This is a genomic window from Micromonospora sp. NPDC005367 (genome assembly GCF_040606825.1).
In the GTDB taxonomy this organism is placed as follows: Bacteria; Actinomycetota; Actinomycetes; order Mycobacteriales; family Micromonosporaceae; genus Micromonospora.
In genome coordinates, this window is sequence record NZ_JBEXFP010000061.1 from 1 (window position 1) to 22,692 (window position 22,692).

Here is a 22,692-nt window from a genome sequence, read left to right on the forward strand (position 1 = left end):
CGATCCGCTCGGCGGCACGGGGCCGGGGGTCGCCGTCAGCCCTCGCTGGTGCCGTTGTGCGCCGGCAGTGCGGTCGCCGCCGCGTCCGGCGCGGAGGCGAGCACCCTCGCCTGCTGCGGCCAGGTGGCCAGGCCGGGCGCGGCTCGCAGGCCGGCGCCCCGGATGAGCTCGCGCAGCGCGGTCTCGTCGAGGTCGGCCAGCTGCTGGTAGGTGCGGACACCGGCGGCCTGCAGCGCGGCGGCCATCTTCGGGCCGATGCCCTGGATCCGGCGGAAGTCGTCCACCTCGACCGAGGTCGCGGCCACCGGGCGGACCGGCGGGGTGGCGACCAAGGACCGCCGGGCCGCCTCGGCCGGCGCCTCGGCACGGGCCTCGTCCTCGGCCTCTTCGGTGGCGACCGGGCCGTCCGTCGCCGGCCCGCCCGCGGGCGCGGCCTCGTCCGGCGTCGCCTCGGCCCGCGTGTCCACGGCCGGCTCGACGTCGGCGGACGCCTCGGGCGCCGCATCGGCGTCGGTGGAGGTCTGGGGAGCCGGATCGACGTGCGTCCGCGTGTCCTCCTCGGAGTCGGTCGCGGGCACGAGAACACCGAACGGCTCGGCCGCGAAGGACGCGGTGAAGCCCGTCTCGGTCCGCGGCGTCGTGGCGGGGACCGGTTCCTCGGCGACGGTCGAACCCGTCACCGGCTCGGACTCGGCGGTGACCGCCGCCGGTTCGAGGAGATCGCTCGCTCCGGCGGCGTCGAGCCGCTCGGCCTCGGGCGCGGAACGGGGTGCGACGACGGGCGCCGGACCGTCGGTCAGCGCCATGTCAGCCGGGTCGACGTCGGACGCCGGGTCGACGTCGGACGTCGGTGCGGCGTCGGTCGTCGCCGCGAGCGCCGTGTCGCCCGGCACCACGGTGTCGTTCGGCCGCGCGAGCGAATCAGTGGTCGTCTCGTCGGCGACTTCGCTCGGCGCCGGGTCGATCGTCGCCGCCGCCGGTCCGGGGTCGGTGACCGCGGCCGGCGCCGGGGTGGCGAGCACGGCCGCCGGGGCGATCGCTCCACCGTCCACGGTGGCCTTCTCGGACTCTTGTGCGTCGCGCCGGCCGCGCAGGACCCAGCCGCCTGCCACGCCGAGCAGCAGAGCCAGGATCACTGTCAGCGAGTGCCCGAAGGACCACGCCACGGCAGACCTCCCTCTCACCTCGTCGATAAATAACGTGGGAAAACCCGCCGCAGCTTCGCATACGCGCGGCCGGGGCGCTCGGGAGGCTCGGGGTCGTACCGTAACGGCGCATCCGTCCGCTACCAGGGGTGTGCGGGGCGTGACTCAGGGTGCCGGTCACGACGGCGACGACCCCGGCGCACCGCGGCGCCGGGGTCGTTTAGGTGGTGGATTCAGTCCTCCTCGCCCCGGTAGGTGTAGAAGTCGTCCACGAAGTTGCGTCGTAGCCGGGGCACCCGGCTGGTGACGCCGAAGTAGCCCCGCGCACCGAGCAGCGCGAGCCGGCCGACGACGGGCTTGTACATCCGGTCGTTCCCATTGGTGCCGCTGCGGTTGAGCGAGTCGGCGACCCGGGCGAACCCGTACGGCAGCATCTCCGTCTCGTAGTCCGCGACCGCCTGGAGCAGGGTCTTCTCACCGGCCGCCGCGAGGCGCAGTTGTCGGCAGAGCAGGACGGCGTCGCGCAGCGCGGTGTTCGCGCCCACCCCGCGGCCCGGGGTCATGGTGTGGATGGCGTCGCCGAGCAGCGTCACCGTGCTGCTCTTCCACGGCGGCACCGGCTCGGAGGTGGTGACCCGGATCGGTAGCACGCTGGCCGGGTCGCCGCGCATCAACAGCTCACGCAGGTTCGGGTGCCAGTTCCCGGTGAGGTCGAGCGCGACCTGTACGAGTTCGTCGCCGCGGCGTTGCATCACGTCGTGCGGGAACCGGCGTGCGGTGCTCCAGACGACGAGGTTGATGTTGTCGCGGGTGGGGTCGTGCGCAGTGCCGGGCCACCGGGACAGCAGAGCCGCGTCGGCCTCGCTCACCCCGGGCTTCAGGCGGCCCTCGGCGTCCCACTTGAAATCCATCACGTGCAGCACACCCATCATCCCGCCGGTGCCGAAGATCAGCGAGATGCCGCGTTGGAGCCGCTCCGGCAGGAGCGAGCGGGTGTGCTCGGTGAGCGGGATCCGGGTCGCGATGTTGATCGTTCCGGCGTCGCGGGTCACCGCGTGCGGCAGGTACTGCCGGCGGACCGCGGAGTGGGTGCCGTCCGCGGCGACGAGCAGGTCCCCGCTCGCGCTGCTCCCGTCGGCGAAGTGCGCGGTGACCGTACCGTCGTCACGTTGTTCGTAGTGGGTGAAGGTCCTGTCGAAGTGGACGACGTCCTCCATGCCGGTGAGCAGGACCTGGCGCAGCGTCATCCGGGCCACCGACCGTTCGGTGTCGACCGGATGGGTGTCCGGGCGCAGCTCGAACGAGGCGGTCCGTCGCATCCGCTGGGTGACGACGTTGAACCAGCGCGGCGAGCGGGCGCAGGTGGCCAGGTAGATGTCGAACAGTTCCGGTGACAGGCACTCGCGCAGCGCTCGGCTGCCGGTCGGGCCGATACCGACCCGGTAGCCGAGCAGTCCCTCACCCCGGGTGCGGTACCGCTCGTAGACGGCGACGCTGATCCCGGCGCGCCGCAGCCCGTGCGCCAGGCACAGGCCGCCGGTGCCCGCGCCGATGATGAGCACGTGCGGCGCTGAGGTGGACATGGCTGCCCTCAGCCGGCCGCACGCGGCGCGGGCGCGGCCGCGGTGGCGGCGTCCCACCGGTAGAAGCAGCCGGCGATCGCGTCCCGAGGGGAACGCCAGGTGGGCAGGTACGGCGAGGTGTGCGCCGAGAGCCGCTCGTTGACCTGCCGGAAGAGCGGATGGTTACGCGCCTCGCTCAACGCCTCCGGGGCGACGTCGGCGGTCTCCATCAGGTGCACGAAGACGTCGTGCAGGCAGTACAGCGACCGGTGCGTGACGCCGGTGAGGCCGGGCAGCTCGGTGGCGTCGGACTCGGTGAAGATCTGCGCCACCCGGCCCTCCGCGCCGGGGGCAATCCTGCTCACGATCAGTAGACGGCTCATCGGACCCCTTCCGCAGGTGGCCCCCGTCGGAGGCCTCGGGACTGTCGTGCGGCCCACGGTGCCGCCCGGCCTGTCACCTGTCCGTCACGCGTTGCGCCGCGTCGGTGACGCCGGACGGGCCGGTCCGCCCGGCGCGCGGCCCGGGTGGCCGGGGGAGCGGCGCGGTGCGGCGCCGCCCTCGCGGGTCGCGCGGCGGATCGGCGCGAGCGTGTCGTCGAGCAGCGCGCACATCGCCGCCGAGGGCTCCAGCCGCAGCTCGCGCCGGAGCAGGTCCCGGTACACGTAGAAGGCGTGCACCGCCTCGAAGGCGTTGCCCTCGGCGAGGTGGATGCGCACCACGAGCCGGTGCGGTGTCTCGCGCAGCGGCTCGGCGGCCATCGCCTCCAACGCCGCGTCCAGGGCTTCGCCGTGCCGGCCCGCCGCCAGGTGCTGGCCGGCCACCTGCTCCAGCATGTGCAGGCGGAGCTGCCGCAGCCGCTCGCGCTCCAGCAGCACCCAGTCGTCGTACCAGCCGGGGAGCAGGTCGTGCCGGCCGGCCGTGAGGGCCCCGCTCGCGTCGCGGGGATCGTCGCCGTCGCGTACCCGGCTGGCGGTGCCGACCAGTTCGTCGACGTCGAGCCGGACGGACGGGGCCAGCCGTACGGTGTCCGCGCTGACCGTGAGGGGACAGTACGGGTCCTGTCGCAGCCGCCACAGCGCGGTCCGCAGCGATGACAGCGCCCGTTCCTCGGCGGCGTCGGGCCAGAGCAGGCCGGCCAGCTGCGAGCGGGTCGCGCCGGGGCGCAGCCCGATCAGTGCGATGACCCGTTGCAGACCGCGGGGCACCACCACCGGCGTGTCACCGTGCAGCAGTTGGAAGCCGCCGAGCAGGTGCAGCGAGACGCCGGCGCCGGGACGATTCCCGGTCAACGGCACGGACGGATCAGCGGCCACGGCGGCACCCCCTGCGGAACGCTCGTTCCGGCTGTCTGCTGTGTCCCCCGGCGCGGCTGCCCGTGACACCGCTGTCGTCGCTTCGCCGAGGCCGCGGCGTCGCGGCGGGCCGCCGGGCTGACCGTGACGAAGATTATCAATAATCGTCACTCTGGGTCAACACGATGATGTCGGTGCAGATCGTTGCCTAGCAACCGCGAGACCGGCTCTGAACTGCGAATATCTGCTACCGAGGAGGACTCAGGAAAGCCGACGCATGGGTCCTGCACAGTTTGCGTCAACGCAGCGTCACCAGAGGGGGCTGCTGCGGAGCCCTTCGCGGTGACGCCCTCGTGACGAGTCCTGACGCATCGTGGCGGCAGTCGTCCGGCTCGACCGGCGCCGCCGTGCACGCCCGGCGGACGCCTCGATGGGAGGCCCGTCCATGGATCGATCGCTGATCGTCGCGAAGGTGGTCCCGACCGCGGAGGCGCAGGTCGCCCAGATATTCGCCGACTCAGACGCCACGGAGCTGCCGCACCTGGCCGGGGTGCGGCACCGGTCGCTGTACCGGTTGCACGACCTGTACGTGCACCTGCTCGAGACCGAACTGGCCGGCGACACCGCGGTGCAGGCCGCCCGGGGCCACCCGGAGTTCGACCGGGTCAGCGCCCGACTGCGGCCGTACATCACGCCGTACTCGCCGACCTGGCGTTCGCCCCGCGACGCGATGGCGCACTGCTTCTACCGCTTCGACGCGGCCGCACCGGTCGGGCGGCAGCCGTGACCGCCACCGCGCCGCGCGAGGAGCAGCTCTGGTCGCGCTGCGCCGGCTGCGCCACCCTGCTCTACCGCAAGCGGCTGCGTCGCAACCTGGACGTCTGCCCGGAGTGCGGGGCGCACGCCCGGCTCGGCGCGCCGGACCGGCTGCGGCAGTTGGTGGACCCGGACTCGTTCCGGCCGCTGCCCGACAGCCCCGCCGACGTGGACCCGATCGACTTCGTCGACGTGGTGCCGTACGCGCATCGGCTCACCGCGGCCCGGGCCGGCACCGGCCTCGCCGAGGCGGTGCTCTGCGGCACCGCCACCCTCGGCGGTCACCCGGCCGTGCTCGCGGTGATGGACTTCCGTTTCCTCGGCGGCAGCCTCGGCTGCGCCGTCGGCGAGCTGATCACCCGAGCCGCCGAGCGCGCGCTCGACGAGCGGGCGCCGCTGATCCTGGTGACCGCGTCCGGCGGGGCGCGGATGCAGGAGGGTGCGCTGTCGCTGATGCAGATGGCCACCGTCAGCCAGGCCATCGCCGCGCTCCGCGAGGCGGGCCTGCTCACGGTCAGCGTGCTCACCGACCCGACGTACGGCGGAGTGGCGGCCTCGTTCGCCACCAACGCCGACGTCGTCGTCGCCGAGAGCGGCGCCCGGATGGGCTTCGCCGGCCCCCGGGTGATCCGCCAGGTCACCGGCCGGGCGCTGCCCGACGGCTTCCAGACCGCCGACTTCCTGCTCCGGCACGGCCAGGTCGACATGGTGGTGCCGCGTCGGGCCCTGCGGGGGCGGCTGGTGGCACTGCTCGCCGCGGCCCGCGCCGGACGTCCGCACCGGGCCGGTGCCCCGGCGCACCGCCCGCCGGTGCCCCGGCAGCAGCCGCCACACGCCGCCGCCGACGCCACCCCGGCCGAGGTGGCCGACCCCTGGGCGACCGTACGCCTGGCCCGGCACGCGGGCCGGCCGACCACACTGGACTATCTGGAGTCGGCCTTCGACAGCTTCGTCGAGCTGCACGGCGACCGGCTCGGCGGCGACTGCCCGGCCGTGGTCGGCGGACTGGCTCGTCTCGACGGGCGGCCGCTCATGGTGATCGGCCACCAGAAGGGGCACAGCACCGCCGAGCTGGTCACCCGCAACTTCGGCATGGCCAGCCCGGCCGGTCACCGTAAGGCGTTGCGGCTGATGCGGCTGGCCGCACGGCTCGGCCTGCCCGTGGTCACGCTGGTGGACACGCCCGGCGCCGATCCGGGTGTCGGCGCCGAGGAGCAGGGCCAGGCCGCGGCCATCGCGGAGAACATCCTCGCGCTCACCGTGCTCCCCACCCCGGTCGTCGCGGTGATCACCGGCGAGGGAGGCAGTGGCGGCGCGCTCGCCCTGGCGGTGGCCGACCGGGTGTTGATGCTCCAGCACGCGGTCTACTCGGTGATCAGTCCGGAGGGCTGCGCCGCGATCCTCTGGCCGGACCGCTCGGCCGCGCCGCAGGCCGCCCGCGCGCTACGACTGACCGCGCCGGACCTGCACCGGCTCGGCGTGGTGGACGTGATCGTGCCGGAGCCGGCCGCCGCCGCGCACGACGACCCGGACGCCGCGGCCGAGGCGCTGCGCGAGGCGGTGCGGGCCAATCTGCTGCCGCTGCTCGACGTGCCGCCCGCCACCCTCGTACGCGATCGTCGCCGGCGCTTCCGCCGCTTCGGCGCCGCGCGCGCCGGCAGCCGGCCGGGTGTCCGGTGACCGCCGGAGCGACCCGGCCGGAGGCCGCGGCGACTCCCGAGACCGTCGTCGACGGCGCCGACCGGAGAGCCGGCACCGACGCCGTGCTGGCCGGGCTGCGCCGGCACGCCCGGCAACTGGTGGCCGAGCTGGCCGGGCCGGTACGGCGGGTGCGGCTGCGCAGCGGAGAGACCGTGCTGGAGGTGGAGTGGCACGGCGTCGGGGCGGCCGCCCCCGCCGAGGTCGTCGCGGCGCAGGAGCCGGTCCCGGTCGCGCCGTCCACGGCCGATCCTGCCGAGCCGGCCGGGCACACGGTGGTCCGCTCGCCGATCGTCGGCACCTTCTACCGGGCGTCGGAGCCGGGCGCGACTCCGTTCGTGTCCGTCGGCGATCTGGTGCGGCCCGGCCAGGTCGTCGGGATCGTCGAGGCGATGAAGCTCATGAACGAGGTCACCACCGACCGGGGTGGCCGGGTCACCGCCGTGCTGACCGACGACGGCCAGCCGGTGGAGTACGACCAGCCGCTGGTCGCGCTGGAAGCGGCCTGAGGTGGTGTGGGATGTTCGAGAAGGTGCTCATCGCCAACCGTGGTGAGATCGCCGTGCGGGTGCTACGCGCCTGCCGTGAGCTCGGGGTGCGTACGGCGGTGGTCTACTCCGCCGCGGACGCCGACTCCGCGGCCGTACGTCTGGCCGACGAGGCGGTCCGGATCGGGCCGGCACCCAGCCGGCGCAGCTACCTCAACGCCGCCGCCATCGTCGAGGCGGCCCGGCAGGTGGGCGCCCAGGCGGTGCATCCCGGGTACGGGTTCCTCTCCGAGGACGCCGACTTCGCCGAGATCTGCGCGGAGAACGGCCTGACCTTCATCGGCCCCCGCCCGGAGGTGATGGCGGCGCTGGGTGACAAGTCGTCCGCCCGCGCCCTGATGAGCCGGGCCGGGCTGCCGCTGCCGGCGGGCAGCGTCGAGCCGGTGCCCACCGTGGACGTCGCGGTCGAGGTGGCCGAGTCGATCGGCTACCCGGTGATCGTGAAGGCGGCGGCCGGGGGTGGGGGACGGGGTATGACCGTCGTCTGGTCGCCGGCCGACCTGCCCCGGGCCTACGCGAAGACCCGCGCCACCGCGCAGAAGGTCTTCGGCGACGACCGGGTGTACGTCGAGCGGTACCTCACCGACGCCCGGCACGTCGAGGTGCAGGTGCTCTGCGACGCCCACGGCAACGGCGTGCACCTGGGCACGCGGGACTGCTCGGTGCAGCGACGGCACCAGAAGCTCATCGAGGAGGCGCCCGCGCCGGCGCTCTCCGCCGCCACCCTCGACACGATCGCGGAGACCGCGCTGCGTGGCGCGCTCGAGGCCGGTTTCACCGGCGCGGGCACCCTGGAGTTCCTGGTCGACGCCAAGGAACGATTCCACTTCCTTGAGATCAACTGCCGGATCCAGGTGGAGCACCCGGTCACCGAGATGATCACCGGTGTCGATCTGGTGCACGAGCAGCTGCACCTCGCCGCAGGAACGCCGCTGCGCCTGCGACAGCAGGAGATCCGCCTGCACGGGGTGGCGGTCGAGTGCCGGGTCAACGCGGAGGACCCGGACCGCGACTTCGCCCCGACCCCCGGCCGGCTGGAGCGCTTCGTCCCGCCCGGCGGCCCGTTCACCCGCGTCGACACCCACGGGTACCCCGGCTACGTGATCGGCCCGCACTACGACTCGCTGCTGGCCAAGGTGGCGGTCTGGGCGCCCGACCGAGAACTCGCCCTCAACCGGCTCGAACGCGCGCTCGACGAGTTCGACGTCGCCGGCGCGGCCGTACGGACCACCATCCCGTTCGCCCGGCGGGTGCTCGACGACGCGGAGTTCCGCAAGGCCCGCCACAACACCGGTCTGGTCGACCGGCTGCTCACCGCCGACTCACCGGCGACCACATCGGACCCGCCGGCCAGCCCGGTGACCGAGTCCCGCCCGTCGACCGCCACCGACAGCCCGACGTCCGACTGAGGAGAACTGATGACCGTCACCCAAGGCCACCCGCTCACCACCGCGATCACCGACATCCTGGTGGCACACTGCGGGCTGGATCCCGAGGCCGCCGCCCGTACGCCGGCCGCCTCCCTCGAGGAACTGGGACTGGACTCCCTCGCCCTGCTCGAACTGTCCGCGGTGGTCGCCGACCGGTACCGGGTGCAGATTCCCGAGCAGGCCGCGCAGCTCAGCATCCCGGCGGTGGCCGACCTCGTCGCCCGCAAGACGGACAGCTTGAGCCCCCCGGAGCAGGCCGTGCCGGCGCAGCAGCGCGCACAGCAACCGGGGCACACCCAGAACAGCATCGTGATCGCGGCGCCGTTGCCGCTGGTCTGGGAGATCACCAACGACGTGGCGAACTGGACCGAACTGTTCACCGAGTACGCCGTGGTGGAGATCCTGCACCGCGAGGGGAACACGGTGCGGTTCCGGCTCACCATGCACCCGGACGAGAACGACATGTCGTGGAGCTGGGTCAGCGAACGTACCGCGGACCTGACCACGCGGCAGGTGCACGCGCACCGGGTGGAGACCGGACCGTTCGAATACATGCGGATCCACTGGCGCTACACCGAGGAGCCGGAGGGCACCCGGATGACCTGGGTGCAGGACTTCTCGATGAAGCCGACCGCGCCGGTGGACAACGCCGGGATGACCGACCGGATCAACGCCAACAGCCTGGTGCAGCTGGCCGTCATCAAGGAACGGATCGAGCGCCGGGTGCAGACCGGGGAGCTCGCGGCGGCGGGAGACGGCGATGAGTGAGCGGACGGTGGGCCTGGTGGCGGCCCGGGACGTACCGGCCGACCGGCGGCGAGGCGGTGAGCTGCGGGTGCTGCTGGGCCCGCGCACCGTCGGCAGCACCTCCGGCTTCATGGGGGTGGCCCGGCTGGGTCCGGGCGAGCGCATCGCCGAGCACTACCACCCGTACAGCGAGGAGTTCCTCTACGTCGCCCGTGGCGTCATCACCGTGGACCTGGACGACCAGCCGGTGTCGCTGACCGCGGGTGAGGCGCTCCACGTGCCGATCAACGTACGGCACCGGCTGCGCAACACCGGCGACGAGCCGGCCGAGGTGGTGTTCCACCTCGGGCCGCTGGCGCCTCGCCCGGAGCTCGGCCACGTCGACACCGAGCTGGTCGAGCAGCGGGGTCCGTCATGACTGGGCGCCGCACGGTGGTGACCGGGATCGGCGTGGTCGCTCCGGGCGGTGTCACCCGGGACCGGTTCTGGAAGTCGATCACCGAGGGCCGGACGGCGACCCGGCGGATCACCTTCTTCGACCCGTCGCCGTTCCGGTCCCGGATCGCCGCCGAGTGCGACTTCGATCCGGTCGCCGCCGGGCTCACCGACGCCGAGCGCCGCCGGGCCGACCGGTACGTGCAGTTCGCGCTCGCCTGCGCCGACGAGGCGGTCGCCGACGCGGCCCTGGAACTCACCGAGGCCGACCGGGACCGCACCGGGGTGGTGCTCGGTACGGCGGTCGGCGGCACCATGGCGCTGGAACAGGAGTACGTGACGGTCTCCGACAGCGGCCGGCGGTGGCTCGTCGACGCCACCCTGGGCGGGCCCTACCTCTACCAGGCGCTGGTGCCCAGCAGCCTCGCCGCCGACGTGGCCTGCCGGTACGGGCTGCACGGCCCGGCGCAGGTGGTCTCCACCGGCTGCACCTCCGGGATCGACGCCATCGGGTACGCCCATCAGCTGATCGCCGACGGGGAGGCGGACCTGGTGCTCGCCGGCGCCGCGGACTCGCCGATCTCGCCGGTCACCGTCGCCTCGTTCGACGCGATCAAGGCGACCAGCCCGGACAACGACGATCCGGCGCACGCCTCCCGTCCGTTCGACGCCGACCGGCACGGTTTCGTGCTCGCCGAGGGCGCGGCTGTGCTGGTCCTGGAGGAGGCCGAGCACGCCCGGCGGCGTGGTGCGCACGTCTACTGCGAGGTCGCCGGGTACGCCAGCCACAGCAACGGCTACCACATGACCGGGCTGCGGCCCGACGGTGTGGAGATGGCGCTGTCCATCACGGCCGCCCTGCGACAGGCCCGGCTCGCCCCGGAACAGGTCTCCTACATCAGCGCGCACGGCTCCGGCACGCGGCAGAACGACAGACACGAGACCGCTGCCTTCAAGCGGGCGCTCGGCGAGGCCGCGTACCGGGTGCCGGTCAGTTCGATCAAATCGATGGTGGGGCATTCGCTGGGCGCGATCGGCTCGATCGAGATGGCGGCGTGCGCGTTGGCCATCGAGTTCGGCGTGGTGCCGCCGACGGCGAACTGGACCACCCGGGACCCGGAGTGCGACCTGGACTACGTACCGAACGAGGCCCGGGAGTTGCCGGTCGACGTGGCGCTCTCCGTGGGCAGCGGGTTCGGTGGCTTCCAGTCCGCGATGATCTTCCGGCGGCTGTCGACGGCGGGGGCCGCGTGACCGGGCGGGCGGTGGTCACCGGCATCGGGGTGGTCGCCCCGAGCGGAGTCGGCGCGTCGGCGCACTGGCGGACGGTGCTGGGCGGCACCCAGCGGATCGGGCCGATCACCCTGTTCGACCCGGCCGGCTACCCGACCCGCCTCGCCGGTGAGGTGACCGGTTTCGAGGCCACCGGGTACGCGGACAGCCGCCAGCTCGTGCAGACCGACCGGTGGACGCACCTGGCGTTCGCCGCCACCCGGCTGGCGTTGGCCGACGCGGGGCTGCCGCAGAGCTCGCCCGACCCGTACGGCTACGCGGTCACCCTCGCCAGCTCCTCCGGTGGGAACCTGTTCGGTCAGCGGGAGCTGCAACGCCTCTGGGGTGGACCGTCGCGGACCGTCGGGGCGTACCAGTCGATCGCCTGGTTCTACGCGGCCAGCGTCGGGCAGCTCTCCATCCACCACCAGTTCAAGGGGCCGTGCGGGGTGCTGGTCAGCGAGGCGGCCGGCGGCCTCGACAGCCTGGCGCACGCGGTCCGCTCGATCCGCCGTGGCACCCCGGTGGTGATCGCCGGCGGCACCGAGTGCCCACTGAGCCCGTACGCCCTGGCCTGCCAGCTGGCGGGCGGGTTGCTCAGCGACGTCGCGGACCCGGAGCGGGCCTACCGGCCCTTCGACGCGGCGGCGAGCGGCTACCTGCCCGCCGAGGGAGGGGCGGTCTTCGTCGTGGAGGAGTTGGGGCACGCGTTGTCCCGGGGCGCCCGGATCTACGGTGAGCTGACCGGCTGGGGTGCCACCCACGACGCGATCCACACCGGCCCCGACACGGCGGGGAGCCCGACCCAGTACGCCCGCGCGATGCGGCTCGCCCTCGATCGGGCCGGGGTCGGCGCGGACGAGGTCGACGTGGTGCTGCCCGACGCGCTGGGTGTGCCCCGATACGACCGTACGGAGGCGACCGCGTTGCGGTCGGTCTTCGGCGACCGGCGGCCGCCGGTCAGCACCTCGAAGCCGTTGACCGGCCGGGCGCACCAGGGCAGCGCGGCGCTCGACGTGGCCACCGCGCTGCTCGCCTTCCGGCACGACACCCTGCCCGCCTCGGCGGGCCCCGACGAGGTGGCGGCCGGCTGCGAGCTCGACTTCCTGCGCGAACATCGGCGCCCCCGCAGCCGGCTGGCGATGGTCTGTGCCCGGGGCTTCGACGGCTACAACAGCGCGCTGGTCCTTCGCGGGGCCGCGCCGGTGAGGGAGGACGAGGATGGGTGAACAGCGGGCAAGGGTGGTGTTCCTGGTCCGGGTGCCGGCGGACCGTACCGTGGCGTTCCTGGCCGCGTACGAGGCGATCCGTCACCAGGTGGCCGGCGGCGTGACCGGGCACCTGGTGGACCAGGTGTGCCGCTCGTCGGCCGACCCGGAGCAGTGGCTCATCACCAGTGAGTGGTCGAGCCTCGCCGATTTCGAGAACTGGGAACGCAGCCCGGAGCACCGGGAGCTGGTCCGGCCGATGCGGGAGTGCTTCACCGACGCCCGTTCGTTGCGCTTCCACGTCCACGCCCAGACGCCGGCGCCCGTCTGAGCGCCCGGCGCCGTGTTCGCCGCGGCCGGCGACGCGCGGCGGCGCGGCCCGCGACCGGGCCACGAACAGCGCGCCGGTTCACCGGCCGAGCGTCACGTCGGCGAGGTAGACGCAGGTACGGCCCTCGTGGGAGGAGTAGTAGCTGACCCGGAGCAGTTCGTCGTGCCAGACCAGGCCGGGGTAACTGGTGTCGCCGCCGGACGGCAGCGTCACCAACTCGGTCAGCTCGCCCCGGTCGGCGTCGACCGCGCAGATCGCGGTGCGGGCGCGGCCGTCGAGCAGGCGCACCCCGGCCAACAGCCGGCCGTCGGGTAACCGCAGCATGGCCGGCCCTCCTGCCGGGGCGTTCGGTCCGGCCGGTCACGTTAGGGCGCGAAATCGGCACCCGGACGACCCGTCGGCGAACGGCCGGCGAACATCCGGGGTCGGCCGCGCAGGGGCCGGGCACGGAGGATCGGCCCGGCCGGGGTCGGTGCCGGCGGTGTTGACACACCGCGTTCACCGCATGGCAAAGCGCCACCTCCGCCGTTTTGCCGTCCTGGATGGACGGTCATAATGGGGCGCATGGTTGCCTGGGAGTACGCTCTGCTGGTCCGCCGCTACCAGGGGCAGGGCCGCAATTTCCACGTGTCGTTCGTCTGGTACGGGCCGGACGGGTCACGCAAGGACATCACCGCGTACGGTGACACGGCGATCGCGCACCTCAACCGGGTCGGCCGTGAGGGCTGGGAGTTGGTCTCCGCCGCCGAGGACGTCAACAACGTGCAGGGCAGCACCGAGGTGCACCGCTACCACCTCAAGCGCCCCCTGCGCTGAGCCCCACCCCACCCCACCCCACCCTCCACTCCACCCTCCGGTCCACCCTCCGGTCCGGTGATCAAGAGGTTCGCGTCAGGAAACGTCCGGGCTCTGACGCGAACCTCTTGATCGACAGCCAAAGGTAGGGGCGGGTCAGGTGAGGTCGACGGTGGGGTAGAGGGGGAAGCCGGTCAGCAGGTCGGTGGCCTGCCGGCTGACCTTGTCGGCGACCGCCGGGTCGAGCACGTACTTCGCCTTCGACGGGGTGCCGTCCGGGTTCGAAGCGGTGTTCGTCTGGTTCAGCACCGTGTGGATCAGCTCCGCGATGACGTCCATCTCGGCGGTGCCGAGGCCGCGGGTGGTCAGCGCCGGGGTGCCGATACGGATGCCCGAGGTGTACCAGGCCCCGTTCGGGTCCTGCGGGACCGAGTTACGGTTCGTGACGATGCCCGCGTCCAGCAGTGCCTGCTCGGCCTGCCGGCCGGTCAGCCCGTACGACGTCACGTCGATGATCGCCAGGTGGTTCTCGGTGCCGCCGGTGACCAGGGTGGCGCCACGGCGCAGCAGCCCCTCGGCGAGCGCCTGGGCATTGGCCACGATCCGGCCGGCGTAGTCGGCGAAGTCGGGGCGGCGGGCCTCGGCGAGCGCTACCGCCTTGGCGGCCATCACGTGCGGCAGCGGACCGCCGAGCACCATCGGGCAACCCCGGTCGACCTGCTCGGCCAACTCCGGCTGGCAGAGCACCATGCCGCCACGGGGGCCGCGCAGCGACTTGTGCGTGGTGGTGGTGACGATGTGCGCGTGCGGCACCGGGTCGAAGTCGCCGGTGAAGACCTTGCCCGCGACCAGGCCGGCGAAGTGCGCCATGTCGACCATGAAGGTGGCCCCGACCGAATCGGCGATCTCCCGCATGATCCGGAAGTTCACCTTCCGGGGGTACGCCGAGTAACCGGCGACCAGGATCAGCGGCTTGAACTCACGGGCCGCCGCGGCGACCTTGTCGTAGTCGATCAGGCCGGTCTCCGGGTCGGTGCCGTAGCTGCGCTGGTCGAACATCTTGCCGGAGATGTTCGGACGGAACCCGTGGGTGAGGTGACCGCCGGCGTCCAGCGACATGCCGAGCATCCGCTGGTTGCCCAGCTCCCGGCGCAGCGCGAACCAGTCCGCCTCGGTAAGGTCGTTCACCTGGCGGGCCTGCGCCTTCTTCAGCGCGGGCGCCTCGACCCGGTCGGCCAGCACCGCCCAGAAGGCGACCAGGTTCGCGTCGATGCCGGAATGCGGCTGAACGTACGCGTGCGCGGCGCCGAACAGCTCCCGGGCGTGCTCGGCGGCGAGCGCCTCCACCGTGTCGACGTTCTGGCAGCCGGCGTAGAAGCGGCGGCCGACCGTGCCCTCGGCGTACTTGTCGCTGAACCAGTTCCCCATTGCCAGCAGCGTGGCGGGGGAGGCGTAGTTCTCGCTGGCGATCAACTTGAGCGACTCGCGCTGGTCGGCCAGCTCGGCGGCGATGGCCCCGGCCACCCGCGGCTCGACCGCGCGGATCACCTCGAGCGCGCTGCGGAAGGCGGTGGATTCTGCGTTCGGCGACGACATGCGACCTCCTACTGACGTGCGGAAGGCCCAGGCGCTCGGCAGGCGTCCTCATGACGGGGCCGCTCCCCGATGGTTCTCCATCCCCACGCGCCAGTAACGGCCCGGGCAGATCCTACCGAACCGACCGCCGGCCTCCCGCGCGACCTCGGCGGGGACCGGCCGCGACAGGCGGACGAGTGCCGTGCCGGTCGCGCCACCGGTGCGCCGGTCGCCGCCACGGGGCGTCGGGTCGGTCCGGACCGGGCCAACTCCCGCCGCCACGAGCCCGCCCCACGGCTACCGCCCCGACCCACGGCTACGGTCCCGCTCACGGCTACGGGCCCGGCCGCGCGCCGGGCCCGTCGTACCGCCGTGCTCAGGCCGTCGTCGCGTCCAGCGAACTCTTGACGGCCTTCGGGTCCGTCGGCTTGCGCGGCGCGCCCGCGCGCATCTCGACCATCCGTTCACCGATCTCCTGAAGGTCCTTACGCCCCAGCGCGTCACGCACCTTGGGGAACCACTCCTGCTCCTCCTCCTCGACGTGGTGCAGCACGTTCTCGATCAGCACCGTGGTCTTGGCGTTGAAGTGTTCGTCCTCGGCGTCCATGGCGAACAGCTCGGCGCAGAGCACGTCCGCCACGTGGTGCTCCTCGTACGACTCGAGGATGTCGTCCTCCACGTCCGGCACGAGCCGGCGGATCTCCGGGTACATCACCTCGTTCTCCAGGTAGGTGTGCACGGTGAGGGCCTCGATGATCTGCCCGACCAGCTTCGATCGCTGGCTCGCCGGGCCCTCCTCGGCGTCCTGGAACGCCTTGAACAGACGGCGCATCTCCTTGTGGTCTTCCTTCAGCAGGACGATGGCATCGGTGGACACCGGCTGACCTCCTAAGCGTGCGGTTGATCGTCCGGTACCCCGGTGGTGAACTGCGGAAACAGTCAAACGCCGTAGCGCGCCTGGTCGTCGTCGGCCGGCCCGATCTCCGTCGAGCGCAGGTGGCCGACCTCGTTGAAGGCGGTCTTCCGTAGCTGGCCCGAGTCGTCGGCGGACCAGGCGGTGATCGAGCAGTTCGCGATGACGTGCCGGCTGCCCAGGGCCATCACCTCCTCCACGGTCAACCCGTCGAGGAGGTAGGAGAGCAGGTAGACCAGCACGTCGTGGCCGAAGAGCAGCACCCGGCGACCGGCGTGGTCGTGACGCAGGTCGGCGAGGAAGCTTCGCAGTCGCAGCGCGACATCGGTCCACGCCTCACCGCCGGGCGGCCGGTAGTAGAACTTGCCGTCCCGGTCGTGTCGCTCGTGCTCGTCGGGGTAGCGGGCGCGTACCCCCTGTCGGGTGAGCGCGTCGAGGATGCCGAGGTCCCGGTCGCGCAGCCGTTCGTCGCGGCTGAGCGGGGTGCCGCTACCCGCCAGGGTCAGCTCGGCGGTGCGCAGCGCGCGCAGGTACGGCGACGACACCGCCACGTCCGGGCGTCGGTGCGGCGGCAGCGCCATCAGCCAGCGTCTCGTGGCCCGGGACTGCTCCTCACCGGCGGGCGAGAGCGGTACGTCCGCGTCCCGCTCGGTGCGAGCCACCGCCTCGGCGCCGTTGGACTCCGCCCGGGCGGCGGCGACGTTCGCCGTGCTTTCCCCGTGCCGGACGATCCAGAGCGCCGCCAGGTCCCTCATCGCAGCGCTTGCTTCAGGCCAGCACGCGGTCGAGCGCCTTGGCCAGTCGCGGCGCCAACGTCGCCGCGTAGGTGGCCGTGATGTGGTTGTTGTCGCGGTAGATGAGTACTCCGCCGATAACCGGCGCGCAGCGGTCACGCGGGCAGATGGCGTTGTTCAGATCCACCAGGTGCACCTTGTCGTTCTGCCGCGCCGCCGCCTCGTGGGCCGGGCCGCCCCCGCCGATGAGAACCTCGTCCCGGCGCGACGCGCAGCGGGTCAGCTTCCGCGGGTTCTCCGAGACGCATTCGGCGATGTCCTTGCCGTGGTACGGGGTGTCGCGCAGGACGACCACCGGAATCCCCGCGCTGGTCATCTCCGCCCAGGTGCGTCCCAGCGCGTCGGCGAAGGCGTCCTGTGCCCCACTGGAGACCGGCGCGCCGTCGCGGATCATGACGTAGAAGGAGGTGCTCACCACCAGCAGGTCGGGTCGTTCGTCGCCGGTCAGCGCACCGCGTAGCTTCTCGTTCCATTCGGTGCAGCTCGGGTACGGCTTGCTGTCGAGCGCCACGACTCCGTTGATGAACGGGCAGGAGGACTTCGTGTAACTCTTCAGGCGCCACTGCTTCGACACGGCAACCCGCTGCAACGCCGGCAGCCACTGCGCCGCATGGGAATCGCCGGCGAGGGCGACGGTGAACGAGGAGTTCGGGTCACCGTAGAGGCAGGGGCGCACCGCGCTGCTGCGTTGGTCCGTGTGGCAGCCGTTCTTCCAAGCGTCCGGGCCGTCCTGGCCGGCGACCAGCGGATTCGGGACGAACGCACCCACCCGGTCGACGGGAATCCCGGCCGCGCTGGTCGTCGGTGAGTCGCCGAGCGCAGCCGCGCCGGCGACCGCGGGCGAGGTCAGGGCCGCGGGCGTGCCGTTCGCGGCCACCGTGGGCACAGCCAGTGACGGGGGCGCCGGTGGTGCTGCGGGCGGCCACACCGTCAGTTGGAAGGCGAGTCCCGCCACCACGGCCACCCCGGTGCAGACCGCGCCGAGCTGAAGCGATCGGGTGGGCTGCCACGCGAGCGTCTCCGACCTGCGAATGGGGTTCTCGACGTACCGGTAGGTGAGCACGGCCGGCACCGCCGAGGCGGCGGCGACGGCGAGGCCGGCGCTCGTGGTCAATTCGCCGAACCGGGCCTCGGCGACGACGAGGAGCGGCCAGTGCCAGAGGTAGAGCGAGTAGGAGATGGCCCCGACGGCGCATACCGGCCCTGCCGCCAGCACCACCGCGGGCCCGGCTCTACCGGCGGTGAGGCCACCGGCGATGACGGCCGCCGTGCCCAGGGTGGGGGCCAGCGCCAGGTAACCCGGGACGGCGGAGCTCTCGCTCAGCAGTAAGGCGGACGCCACGATCGCGGCGAGGCCGGACCAGGCGAGCACGGCGGCGGCCGCGCGGGGCAGGCGGTGCAGGTGGCCGGCGAGCAGGGCCACGAAACCACCGAGGGCGAGTTCCCACATCCGCGTCGTCGTGACGAAGTAGGCGCGCGCGGGATTGTCATCGGTCAGCCAGACCGACCATGCGAAGGAGGGCACCGCGACCAGCGCGAGAGCGGTGAGCAGGAAGCCTGTGCGCGCGTGCCGGCGTCGGCCGAGCCACAACGCGGCCACCAGCAGCAGCGGCCACACCAGATAGAACTGCTCCTCGACGCCGAGGGACCAGAAGTGCTGGAGGATGCTCGGCGCGCGATTGGCCGCAAGATAGTCGACAGACTGTTCGGCGAGCCGCCAGTTCATGACGTACAACCCGCTGGACACCACGTCCCAGCCGGTCGCGGACCACCGGGTGCGTGGCAGGAAGGCGAACGTGAGTACCAGGGTCGCGACGAGTACCACGGCGGCGGCCGGCAGGAGTCGCTTGGCCCGCCGGGCGTAGAAACCGCTCAGGGAGAGCCGGCCGGTCTTGTTCACCTCGCTGACGAGCAGGCCTGTGATGAGGAAGCCGGAGATGACGAAGAAGACGTCTACACCGACGAAACCGCCTGGGACCAGTTGCTGGCCGGCGTGCCCGGCGAGTACCAGGACCACGGCGACTGCGCGCAGCCCTTCCACGTCGCCGCGGAATCCGGCTCGGTGATCGGCCCCTTGCGGCCGGCGGACGGTCTGCGTCATTTGCCCCACTCCATGCCCGTGTGCGTCCCCCAGACAACTTGTCATCGGCACGGCGGGTTACGCCGGCGTCCGGTACGGCCCACCGCCACCCGGGTCAGGGACGCCACGGCACGCACGGAGCGAGGTGGGGCGCCGGGCGGACCGTCGACCGCTACGGTGTGATACGTGGCGACGACGGCCGAGGAGATCCGGGTCGGTGAGCGGGTGGTCCGTGTCTCGAGCCCGGACAAGCCGTACTTCCCCGAGCTCGGGCTGACCAAGCTGGACGTCGTCCGCTACTTCCTGGCCGTCGGTGACGGTGTCCTGCGCGCGCTGCGCGACCGCCCGACCATGCTGGAGCGCTGGCCGCGCGGTGTCTTCGAGGGCGCGAAGATCGGCACCCGGCAGGACAACCGCGGCGACGCGTTCTACCAGAAGCGACTTCCGGCCGGTGCGCCCGAGTGGGTGCGCACCGCGCACATCACCTTTCCCAGCGGGCGGACCGCCGACGAGGTCGCGCCCAGTGAGCTGGCCGTCGTGATCTGGGCGGCGAACCTCGGCACGCTGCGTTTCCATCCCTGGCCGGTCTCCGCGGCGGACGTGGAGCGTCCCGACCAGCTCCGCATCGATCTGGACCCGATGCCCGGCGTCGACTTCGCCCAGGTGGTGCCGGTGGCCCACGCGGTGCGGGCGTTCCTCGCCGAGCTGGGCCTCACCGGCCATCCCAAGACCACCGGCGGCCGGGGGCTGCACATCTACCTGTCGATCGAGCCCCGGTGGAGCTTCGGCGACTGCCGGCGGGCGGTGCTCGCCCTCGGCCGGGAGATGCAGCGACGCCTGCCCGAACTGGTCACCACCACCTGATGGCGGGACCAGCGTGACCGCCCGGTCTTCGTCGACTACAACCAGATGTCCCGTGACCACACGATGGCCTCGGCGTACTCCATCCGTCCGACACCGCGGGCGCTGGTCTCCGCGCCGCTGGACTGGGCGGAGCTGGACGACGCGCGGCCGGAGGACTTCGACGTGGTCACCATGCCGGCCCGATTCGCCGAGCGCGGCGATCCGCACGCCGGCCTGGATGAGCGGCGCTTCTCCCTGGAACCGTTGCTGGAGTTGGCCGACCGGGAGGGGCTGGAGGCCCCGCCGGAGCGCTGAGCGGCGTCGGCCCGACCGCACACCGGAGCGCTGATCGTCGGTTCCTCACTACACGAACGGGCTGGTCGCCCCGTCGAACTCCTCGAAGACCAGCCAGGTGCGGGTGGAGAGCACCCCGGGGATGCTCTGGATCCGGCCCAGCACCACGTCCCGCAACGCCGCGTTGTCCGGGGCCCGCACCAGCGCCAGCACGTCGTGGTCGCCGCCGAGCAGCGCCGCGTGCTCGATGTAGCGCACCCGAGCCAGTTCCGCGGAGACCTCGCGCCAGGTGTTCTGCTCGATGGTCAGCGCCACGTACGCCGAGGTGCCCAGGCCCGCGGCCTCGGGCGCCACCTGGGCCCGGAATCCGGTGATCACCCCGTCGCGCAGCAGGCGTTCGACCCGGGCGTACGCGTTGGTGCGGGAGATGTGGATCCGTTCGGCGAGCGTACGCACCGAGGTGCGCCCGTCCCGGCCCAGTTCGTCCAGGATCCGCCGGTCCACCTCGTCGAGCGGACGGGACGAACGTCCCGCCGCAGCGGTCGGGGCTGCTTCCGGTCCGGTCTCCTGGCTCACCGAGACTCCTCTCGCGTGCCGTTTGTCTCACGTTCATGGTGGATCTTGAGCAAAACATCCGCAAGGCTGGAGCATAGGGCCACTACACGTCCCAGGAGGTCCCGCCGTGACGACCACACCCCGGGCGGTCCGCAGGGCATCCCCCCGCGCCCGTCGCCGGCCGGAAAACCCGGCCGACCCGGCGCGTCCGCTGCTGCCGGACGCCGAGCCGGTGAGCCTGCTCGACCCGACCGGCACGCCGCTGCCCGCCCGCACCGACTACCCAGAGCCCGCCGTCGACCTTCTGCGGGAGCTTCACCGCCGGATGGTCGTCGGTCGCCGCTTCGACATCCAGGCCACCGCCCTGACCAAGCAGGGACGGCTGGCGGTCTATCCGTCCTCACGCGGCCAGGAGGCCTGCCAGGTGGGGGCGATGCTCGCCGTACGCGACACCGACTGGGTCTTCCCGACCTACCGGGAGTCCATGGCGCTCGTCTCGCGTGGGCTCGACCCCATCGAGGTGCTGACGCTGCTGCGCGGCGACTGGCACTGCGGGTACGACCCGGCCGCCCGTCGTACCGCGCCGCAGTGCACGCCGCTGGCCACCCAGTGCGTGCACGCCGCCGGTCTCGCCTACGGCGAGGCGCACCAGGGGCGCGACACCGTGGCGCTGGCCTTCATCGGCGACGGCGCCACCAGCGAGGGCGACTTCCACGAGGGGATCAACTTCGCCGCCGTCTTCAAGGCGCCGGTGGTCTACTTCGTGCAGAACAACCGGTACGCGATCAGCGTTCCGCTGTCCCGGCAGACCGCCGCACCGAGCCTGGCCTACAAGGGCGTCGGCTACGGGGTGCCCAGCGAGCAGGTCGACGGCAACGACCCGGTCGCCGTGCTGGCCGTGCTCACCCGCGCGGTGGAGCACGCCCGCGCCGGCAACGGCCCGTTCCTGGTCGAGGCGCACACCTACCGGATGGAGCCGCACACCAACGCCGACGACGCCACCCGTTACCGCGACGGCGCGGAGGTCGACGCGTGGCGGGACCGGGACCCGATCGCGCGGCTGGAGAAGTACCTGCGCGACCGGGGCGAGTTGGACGACGACGCGGTCGCCGCCGTGGCCGCCGAGGCCGAGGCGTACGCGGCCGACGTGCGCGAGCGGATGAACGCGCAGCCCACCGTCGATCCGCTGAGCCTCTTCGACCACGTGTACGCGCAGCCCACGCCGCAGCTGATCGAGCAGCGTGAGCAGATCCGCGCCGAGCTGGCCGCGGCCGAGCAGGAGGGGGACGCCTGATGGCCACCACCATGGCGAAGGCGCTCAACGCCGCGCTCGCTGACGCGATGGCCGCCGACGAGCGGGTGCTCGTCTTCGGTGAGGACGTGGGGCAGCTCGGCGGCGTATTCCGGATCACCGACGGCCTCCAGGCCCGATTCGGCGACAGGCGCTGCTTCGACACCCCGCTCGCGGAGGCCGGCATCGTCGGGTTCGCGGTCGGTCTGGCCATGTCCGGCCTGCGACCGGTGGTCGAGATGCAGTTCGACGCGTTCGCGTACCCGGCGTTCGAGCAGATCGCCTCGCACGTGGCGAAGCTGCGCAACCGCACCCGGGGCGCGCTCAGCGTGCCCATCGTGATCCGGGTGCCGTACGCGGGTGGCATCGGCGGAGTCGAGCACCACTGCGACTCCAGCGAGGCGTACTACGCGCACACCCCGGGCCTCAAGGTGGTCACCCCGGCAACCGTCGACGACGCGTACTCGCTGCTGCGCGAGGCGATCGACGATCCCGACCCGGTCGTCTTCATGGAGCCGAAGAAGCTCTACTTCGCCAGCGCCGACGCCGACCTGTCGGCCCGCACCGAGCCGTTCGGCCGCGCCGTCGTGCGCCGCCCCGGCCGGGACGCCACGCTCATCGCGTACGGGCCGTCGGTGCCGGTCGCGCTGGAGGCCGCCGAGGCCGCCCGCGAGGAGGGCTGGGACCTCGAGGTCGTCGACGTACGAACCATCGTCCCGTTCGACGACGAGACGGTGACCGCCTCGGTGCGTCGTACCGGCCGGTGCGTGGTGATCCAGGAGGCGCAGGGCTTCGCGGGGGTCGGCGCCGAGATCGCCGCCCGGGTGCAGGAGCGCTGTTTCCACGCCCTGCACGCCCCCGTGCTGCGGGTCTCCGGGCTGGACATCCCGTACCCGGCACCCATGCTGGAGCACACCCACCTGCCCGGCGTGGACCGGGTGCTGGACGCGGTCGCCCGTCTGCAGTGGGACGACCAGCCGGATCCGCGCTGGCTCCCCGCGACCGAGGCGGCGGCGTGAGCGCGCGGAGCGCGGTTCGCTCCGCGTCCGATGCCGGGCGGGGGGT

General features: G+C 72.7%; 22 protein-coding genes, 1 pseudogene and 1 riboswitch. Of the genes and pseudogenes, 13 read left to right on the top strand and 10 right to left on the bottom strand.

Annotated elements, in window-relative coordinates; translation table 11 throughout:
- Window positions 1–35: 35 nt before the first annotated feature.
- The 4 genes from ABZS42_RS28580 to ABZS42_RS28595 form a co-directional block, all read right to left on the bottom strand.
- Window positions 36–1,166 carry a helix-hairpin-helix domain-containing protein gene (locus ABZS42_RS28580; RefSeq protein WP_355150470.1) on the bottom strand — a complete coding sequence of 377 codons (1,131 nt, stop codon included), beginning with the start codon at window positions 1,164–1,166 and terminating at the stop codon, window positions 36–38.
- A gap of 212 nt (window positions 1,167–1,378) precedes the next feature.
- Window positions 1,379–2,728 carry an NAD(P)/FAD-dependent oxidoreductase gene (locus tag ABZS42_RS28585; RefSeq protein ID WP_355150472.1) on the bottom strand — a complete coding sequence of 450 codons (1,350 nt, stop codon included), beginning with the start codon at window positions 2,726–2,728 and terminating at the stop codon, window positions 1,379–1,381.
- An 8-nt stretch (window positions 2,729–2,736) separates the two neighbouring features.
- Entirely contained in the window at window positions 2,737–3,090 is a 354-nt protein-coding gene (locus tag ABZS42_RS28590) for a TcmI family type II polyketide cyclase (protein WP_355150474.1), read from the bottom strand.
- An 84-nt stretch (window positions 3,091–3,174) separates the two neighbouring features.
- Window positions 3,175–4,023: a BTAD domain-containing putative transcriptional regulator gene (locus ABZS42_RS28595; protein WP_355150476.1), complete on the bottom strand. Its 849-nt coding sequence runs from the start codon at window positions 4,021–4,023 to the stop codon at window positions 3,175–3,177.
- Window positions 4,024–4,447: 424 nt separating this feature from the next.
- On the opposite strand from ABZS42_RS28595, the gene ABZS42_RS28600 reads away from it, so the two are divergent.
- The 9 genes from ABZS42_RS28600 (at window position 4,448) to ABZS42_RS28640 (ending at window position 12,487) form a co-directional block, all read left to right on the top strand.
- Window positions 4,448–4,789 carry a TcmI family type II polyketide cyclase gene (locus ABZS42_RS28600; RefSeq protein ID WP_355150478.1) on the top strand — a complete coding sequence of 114 codons (342 nt, stop codon included), beginning with the start codon at window positions 4,448–4,450 and terminating at the stop codon, window positions 4,787–4,789.
- Window positions 4,786–6,498: an acetyl-CoA carboxylase carboxyltransferase subunit alpha gene (locus ABZS42_RS28605; RefSeq protein ID WP_355150480.1), complete on the top strand. Its 1,713-nt coding sequence runs from the start codon at window positions 4,786–4,788 to the stop codon at window positions 6,496–6,498. Before ABZS42_RS28600 ends, ABZS42_RS28605 begins: the two co-directional genes overlap by 4 nt.
- Before the next feature lie 83 nt (window positions 6,499–6,581).
- A complete protein-coding gene (gene accB, locus ABZS42_RS28610; RefSeq protein WP_355150534.1) occupies window positions 6,582–7,025 on the top strand; it encodes an acetyl-CoA carboxylase biotin carboxyl carrier protein in 444 nt (147 codons plus the stop codon).
- Between the two features lie 11 nt (window positions 7,026–7,036).
- Window positions 7,037–8,473, top strand: coding sequence for an acetyl-CoA carboxylase biotin carboxylase subunit (locus ABZS42_RS28615; RefSeq protein ID WP_355150482.1), 1,437 nt, complete (start codon window positions 7,037–7,039; stop codon window positions 8,471–8,473).
- A gap of 9 nt (window positions 8,474–8,482) precedes the next feature.
- Window positions 8,483–9,262 carry an SRPBCC family protein gene (locus tag ABZS42_RS28620; protein ID WP_355150484.1) on the top strand — a complete coding sequence of 260 codons (780 nt, stop codon included), beginning with the start codon at window positions 8,483–8,485 and terminating at the stop codon, window positions 9,260–9,262.
- The gene (locus tag ABZS42_RS28625; protein WP_355150486.1) at window positions 9,255–9,659 is read left to right on the top strand and encodes a cupin domain-containing protein; all 405 of its coding nucleotides are present in this window, start codon (window positions 9,255–9,257) and stop codon (window positions 9,657–9,659) included. The genes ABZS42_RS28620 and ABZS42_RS28625 overlap by 8 nt, the downstream gene beginning before the upstream one ends.
- Complete coding sequence (locus tag ABZS42_RS28630; RefSeq protein WP_355150488.1) at window positions 9,656–10,930, top strand: beta-ketoacyl-[acyl-carrier-protein] synthase family protein; 1,275 nt, start codon at window positions 9,656–9,658, stop codon at window positions 10,928–10,930. The genes ABZS42_RS28625 and ABZS42_RS28630 overlap by 4 nt, the downstream gene beginning before the upstream one ends.
- Entirely contained in the window at window positions 10,927–12,177 is a 1,251-nt protein-coding gene (locus ABZS42_RS28635; RefSeq protein ID WP_355150490.1) for a beta-ketoacyl synthase N-terminal-like domain-containing protein, read from the top strand. Before ABZS42_RS28630 ends, ABZS42_RS28635 begins: the two co-directional genes overlap by 4 nt.
- Window positions 12,170–12,487 (top strand): antibiotic biosynthesis monooxygenase family protein, encoded by a 318-nt coding sequence (locus ABZS42_RS28640; protein ID WP_355150492.1) that lies wholly within the window; start codon window positions 12,170–12,172, stop codon window positions 12,485–12,487. The genes ABZS42_RS28635 and ABZS42_RS28640 overlap by 8 nt, the downstream gene beginning before the upstream one ends.
- A 78-nt stretch (window positions 12,488–12,565) precedes the next feature.
- Here ABZS42_RS28640 and ABZS42_RS28645 read toward each other — a convergent pair whose 3' ends face one another.
- Window positions 12,566–12,811, bottom strand: coding sequence for a hypothetical protein (locus tag ABZS42_RS28645; RefSeq protein WP_355150494.1), 246 nt, complete (start codon window positions 12,809–12,811; stop codon window positions 12,566–12,568).
- A gap of 231 nt (window positions 12,812–13,042) precedes the next feature.
- Here ABZS42_RS28645 and ABZS42_RS28650 point away from each other — a divergent pair, with 231 nt between their 5' ends.
- The gene (locus tag ABZS42_RS28650; protein ID WP_076472669.1) at window positions 13,043–13,303 is read left to right on the top strand and encodes a hypothetical protein; all 261 of its coding nucleotides are present in this window, start codon (window positions 13,043–13,045) and stop codon (window positions 13,301–13,303) included.
- Window positions 13,304–13,438: 135 nt separating this feature from the next.
- Here the strand turns inward: ABZS42_RS28650 and ABZS42_RS28655 are convergent, their stop codons facing one another.
- The 4 genes from ABZS42_RS28655 to ABZS42_RS28670 form a co-directional block, all read right to left on the bottom strand.
- On the bottom strand, window positions 13,439–14,878 hold the full coding sequence (locus ABZS42_RS28655; protein ID WP_355150497.1) for a glycine hydroxymethyltransferase: 1,440 nt from the start codon (window positions 14,876–14,878) through the stop codon (window positions 13,439–13,441).
- A gap of 18 nt (window positions 14,879–14,896) precedes the next feature.
- Window positions 14,897–14,986: riboswitch (ZMP/ZTP riboswitch) on the bottom strand.
- Window positions 14,987–15,233: 247 nt separating this feature from the next.
- Window positions 15,234–15,734 carry a hemerythrin domain-containing protein gene (locus tag ABZS42_RS28660; protein WP_355150499.1) on the bottom strand — a complete coding sequence of 167 codons (501 nt, stop codon included), beginning with the start codon at window positions 15,732–15,734 and terminating at the stop codon, window positions 15,234–15,236.
- Between the two features lie 62 nt (window positions 15,735–15,796).
- Window positions 15,797–16,525 (bottom strand): histidine phosphatase family protein, encoded by a 729-nt coding sequence (locus ABZS42_RS28665; RefSeq protein WP_355150501.1) that lies wholly within the window; start codon window positions 16,523–16,525, stop codon window positions 15,797–15,799.
- 13 nt (window positions 16,526–16,538) lie between these two features.
- Complete coding sequence (locus tag ABZS42_RS28670; RefSeq protein WP_355150503.1) at window positions 16,539–18,665, bottom strand: acyltransferase family protein; 2,127 nt, start codon at window positions 18,663–18,665, stop codon at window positions 16,539–16,541.
- Between the two features lie 165 nt (window positions 18,666–18,830).
- On the opposite strand from ABZS42_RS28670, the pseudogene ABZS42_RS28675 reads away from it, so the two are divergent.
- Window positions 18,831–19,802, top strand: a pseudogene (locus ABZS42_RS28675) (DNA primase small subunit domain-containing protein).
- Between the two features lie 48 nt (window positions 19,803–19,850).
- Here the strand turns inward: ABZS42_RS28675 and ABZS42_RS28680 are convergent.
- Entirely contained in the window at window positions 19,851–20,357 is a 507-nt protein-coding gene (locus tag ABZS42_RS28680; protein WP_355150505.1) for an Lrp/AsnC family transcriptional regulator, read from the bottom strand.
- Window positions 20,358–20,463: 106 nt separating this feature from the next.
- Here ABZS42_RS28680 and pdhA point away from each other — a divergent pair, with 106 nt between their 5' ends.
- Window positions 20,464–21,630 carry a pyruvate dehydrogenase (acetyl-transferring) E1 component subunit alpha gene (gene pdhA / locus ABZS42_RS28685; RefSeq protein ID WP_355150507.1) on the top strand — a complete coding sequence of 389 codons (1,167 nt, stop codon included), beginning with the start codon at window positions 20,464–20,466 and terminating at the stop codon, window positions 21,628–21,630.
- Window positions 21,627–22,646 (top strand): alpha-ketoacid dehydrogenase subunit beta, encoded by a 1,020-nt coding sequence (locus tag ABZS42_RS28690; RefSeq protein WP_355150536.1) that lies wholly within the window; start codon window positions 21,627–21,629, stop codon window positions 22,644–22,646. The genes pdhA and ABZS42_RS28690 overlap by 4 nt, the downstream gene beginning before the upstream one ends.
- Window positions 22,647–22,692: the final 46 nt, after the last annotated feature.